The sequence below is a fragment of the Streptomyces sp. NRRL S-495 genome, assembly GCF_000966955.1.
Lineage (GTDB): Bacteria > Actinomycetota > Actinomycetes > Streptomycetales > Streptomycetaceae > Kitasatospora > Kitasatospora purpeofusca.
The window spans coordinates 1-3,946 of record NZ_JZWY01001277.1; the positions used below are offsets into that span (position 1 = coordinate 1).

At 72.4% G+C, this 3,946-nt stretch carries 3 protein-coding genes; all 3 read right to left on the reverse strand.

From position 1 onward, the window contains the following. Positions 1-52: 52 nt before the first annotated feature. On the reverse strand, positions 53-2,575 hold the full coding sequence (locus VR45_RS43210; RefSeq protein ID WP_052709760.1) for a hypothetical protein: 2,523 nt from the start codon (positions 2,573-2,575) through the stop codon (positions 53-55). 209 nt (positions 2,576-2,784) lie between these two features. Next, positions 2,785-3,093: a hypothetical protein gene (locus tag VR45_RS41140; protein ID WP_159394566.1), complete on the reverse strand. Its 309-nt coding sequence runs from the start codon at positions 3,091-3,093 to the stop codon at positions 2,785-2,787. A gap of 198 nt (positions 3,094-3,291) precedes the next feature. Further along, the coding region (locus VR45_RS41145) for a hypothetical protein (RefSeq protein ID WP_052709761.1) at positions 3,292-3,946 on the reverse strand (655 nt) is incomplete at its 5' end.

Here is a 3,946-nt window from a genome sequence, read left to right on the forward strand (position 1 = left end):
GCGGATGACCGCGGCGACGGCGGTGGGCAGGTCGTCCTGGGCGGCGTGGCGGTCATCCATCTTCTCGGACTGCTGGGCCAGGGACTGGGCGAGCGGCTCGCAGACGGTGTGGGCGAGGGCCTCTCCGTCCAGGCCGAGCACGTCGGCGATCAGGAGGATGCCAGCCATCATGGCCCCGGCTGCCTTGATGACGCCCTCCATCGGGCCGCCGTAGTCGGGCAGGGCCCTGTTGACGTAGGGCCCTGTTGACGTAGGGCTTGAGGATCATCAGCGCCTTGGCGTCGAGGTCCTCCAGGTACTCGGCCGCCTCGTCGCCCTGGGCGTAGAGGTGGTCGACGATCAGCTCGCCGATGGTGCGCAGCGGCACTTGGAGCAGTTCGCCGCCGGTGTCGCGGTACCAGCGCCAGTCGCACTGGCCGCCTTCCTCGGACATCTGGATGCACACGGCGCGGCGGTAGAGGGACGCCTGCATGGTGGGGGGCATCATCTGCGCGGTGGCGACGGGGATGCCGCGGACGTAGTTGGCTTCCTGGTGGCCGAGCTTGCGGGTGGAGCGGCCGCGCATCTCCTCGTCGTTGCCGACCGAGCGGAAGAGCATCTCGAGCTTGTCGGTGGCCTCGCGGACCTCGGCCGGGGAGGAGTCGAGGGTGAGCGCCATGTCCTCGATCAGCAGCGGGGAGTCCGCCTCGAAGGCGACGGCGATCTCGATGCTGGTCTTGGTGTGGTGGAAGGCGCGGGTGGGCTCGGGGGGGAACGCCTCGGGGCGCTTGGTGAACATCAGGCCGCGCAGGAGCGCCCCGACGGAGGTCTTGCCGGAGTTGCGCTCGCCGAAGAAGGCCAGGCCCGCGTGGACCGGGCGCGGGGAGAAGCCGAGCGAGCGGGCTCCCGCGCCCAGGCCGAACAGGCCGGCCCAGCCGTGGACGGCGATCTGTTCGACGGCCTGCCGGCACTCCTGCGTCGTGGCGGTGCGGGCGAGGGGTGTGGCGGCCTTGCGGATGCGCTCGCGGGCGCCGTCGACGTGCACGGGGCGGCCGTCGGGCACGGTGCGGCCGTCCGCGTGGACGTAGGTGCGGCCGTAGCCGGGGATGTCGTGCCAGCCGGTGCGCTTGACGACCAGGGTCCTGGGCAGGTCGAGGCCCTGCTGTTCGACGATGTTGACGAGGACCTCGCGCATCGCCTTCGTGCCGGTGCCGGACGCGTCGGCGAAGGTGTTCCATCCGTCGACCGCCCGCAGGTCGGACAGGGCGACGGTGATGGTGTCCTCGCCGATCGTGACCTCGTAGTAGCGGTCCCGGACCTTGCCGTCCTCGCCGAGGACGACCAGGCGCACGGTCACCTTCGGGCACCAGTACAGGGACTTGCGCCACACCGTGGAGCCCTTCGGGCCGCGCTGGCGCTTCCAGATCGCGCCGTTGACGCCCTCGGCCGGGTCGAAGCGCCAGCCGTCGGAGCCGTGCACCGGGCGGCCCGGCAGTGGGGCCTGGTCGGCGTCGTCGGCGTCCGGGTCGTCCTCCTGCGGCTCCCGGGTGTCGGCGGGGGCCTGCGGGGCCTCGACGGCCGCGGCGGGGGCGGGCCGCGCTCCCGGCCAGCCGGCCTCCAGGTCGGCGGCGGGCACCGGCACGAGCGCGTCCAGGGCGTGGCCGGCGGCGAGGTGGTCGGAGACGTCGGCCTTGCGGGCCGCGACCGCGCCGCGCACCACCGCCACCGAGGCGGCGACCTCGGCCAGCTCGCCGCTCACCAGCAGGGCGTGCCTGTACCCGGCCTCGTCGAAGTCGGCGACCACGACGACGTGCGCGCCGGCGAGCTGCTCGGTGTGCAGGGCGCGCCACTTCCCGGCGCCGGTCGGGTTGCAGGTCGCCACGACGCCGAGGCCGGCGAGGCGGTCGGCGTCGCCCTCGCCCTCGACGACGTACACGGTCTCGCCCGCGGCGATGGCGGCCGCGACCTCCGGCAGGCGGTACAGGCCCAGCCAGTCGACGAGCCGCGTGGCGCCCTGCGGCTTCCTGCGGCCCGGGTAGTGCGTGGCGAAGGTCTTCTCGGTGCAGCCCTCGGTCGAGCAGCGGCGGCGGATGATCGTGGCCAGGACGGTGCCCTGGACGTCGGTGTAGACGTGCCGGGCCTCCGCCACGTACTCGTGCGCGTGGTCGGCCGCAGGCTTCGGCTCCGCCGTTCCCGGCGCAGGCGCGGACCGGCTCGGGACGGGCGCGGCGGCGGTGTCGGCAGAGCGGCGGTTCGCGGGACGCGGGACGGAGGCCGTCGAGCGGCTCTGGAAGTTGGGCGAGCGGCCGTCGTACAGCTCCCGGGCCTGGAGACCGAGCCCGGCCAGCAGGTCGGTGTAGTCGCACCCGGTGTGGCACTTCAACAGCATCCGGCCGGCCTTGTCGCCGGTCGGCGGACGCCAGTCGGCGGAGAACGACGCGGACTGGTCCTCGTGGCCGGTCGCCGGGCACCGGGCGTCGATGTGGTCGCTGCCCCGGGTCGTCGGCGCGCAGCCGAGGACGTCCAGGGCGTTCAGGACCCGCTCGTAGGACGAACGGTCGAACGTGTCGCGGGAGGACGGCGCGGGGGCGGTCACAGGTGCTCACCGCCGAACGGAGTCCGAACGGAGACACTCAGGAAGGTGATGATCAGGACATTCGTAGCTGCGGTGTGGTGCGGACCCCAAACCACTGGGTACCCTCTCAGTGACATTGAAGGTCCTGTTACAGGACCGGGTGGGGCCCCGGCGAATCTTGGCGGATGAGACCGGGGCTTTTGCCTGTCTGGGGGAGGTCTGCGGCTACCTCATGCGGCCTGCTCCCCCTGCGTCGCCTTCATTTCTTCCAGGAGCGCGATCAACTCCCGACTCGCCGCGATCGTGCCGTCGATGTCCTCCGCAACCGCGCGCGCGGTGCGCTCGTTGAGCAGACCGGCGCGGATCGCCGCGACCACCCGCTCCCCCGTTTCCGGGTCGAGCCCGGAGCGCTTCCCGAGGCGCGGCACCTTGGCGATCCGGGTGACCGTGCTCACCAAGTAGGGGCTGACGCCGGCTGCGTCGGCGATCTCGACGACGGTCATCCCCTTGACCTTGGGCTCGGCGACCATCTCGGTCATCCTCCCCACCACTCTCTCTTTGTCGGAACATACGTAGCTTCAGCAACGAAGACTCTAGTGGGTGCTGAAGCACCGTGAGCCGCTTTTGCAACGCACGACACGAACTTTTTCGCTGGGCACCGCTGAAGAGGTCCGGCATCCGCCTGGTCCGGCCCTCCACGGCGGTGCCCGGCCGGTGGCCGGGCACCTGGTGACGGATCAGCCCCAGTCGCCCTCCCGCTTGACCACCGCGGTGACCTCGACCATCTCGACGACCGGCGGCGCGACCTGGACCTCGATCCTCGGCTCCACCTTGATCTCGGGGTTGCTGTGGTGGGTGCTGTGGCTGCTGAAGGTGAGGAACCGCAGGCCACGCAGGGCCGGGACCGACAGCGCGCACCAGGCGAGGACTGCGATGCCGGCCGCGACCGGACGCCCGCCCGCTGGGCTGCCCTGCCACACCATCACCACGGTGGCCGCGCCGTAGGCGAGCCAGCCCAGCCGCGCGCCGAGCGCCCGGAACAGCCACGCCCAGCCCAGGAACGAGGCCCCGGCGACCAGCCACAGCCCGTAGGCGGTGGCGCCCGACACCGGGAGACCGGACGTGTGCTCGAAGAGGTAGGCGCGCACCGGCTGGGTGACGGCGGCGACGATGCCGGTGTGGCGGGGCAGGTCCGGGCGGTCGACCTCCACCGACGACGCCGAGTCGGCGGCGTCCGCGATGCCGATGACGACGGCCCTCAGGAACAGCCCGACGAGCAGGGCACCGACCATGACGACCAGGGCCTTGATCCAGGCCGCGGTCAGCGACCAGCCGTAGCGGAACGCGTCGGGGACGTCCTCGCGGATCCGCTCGCCCGCCCACAGCAGGCCG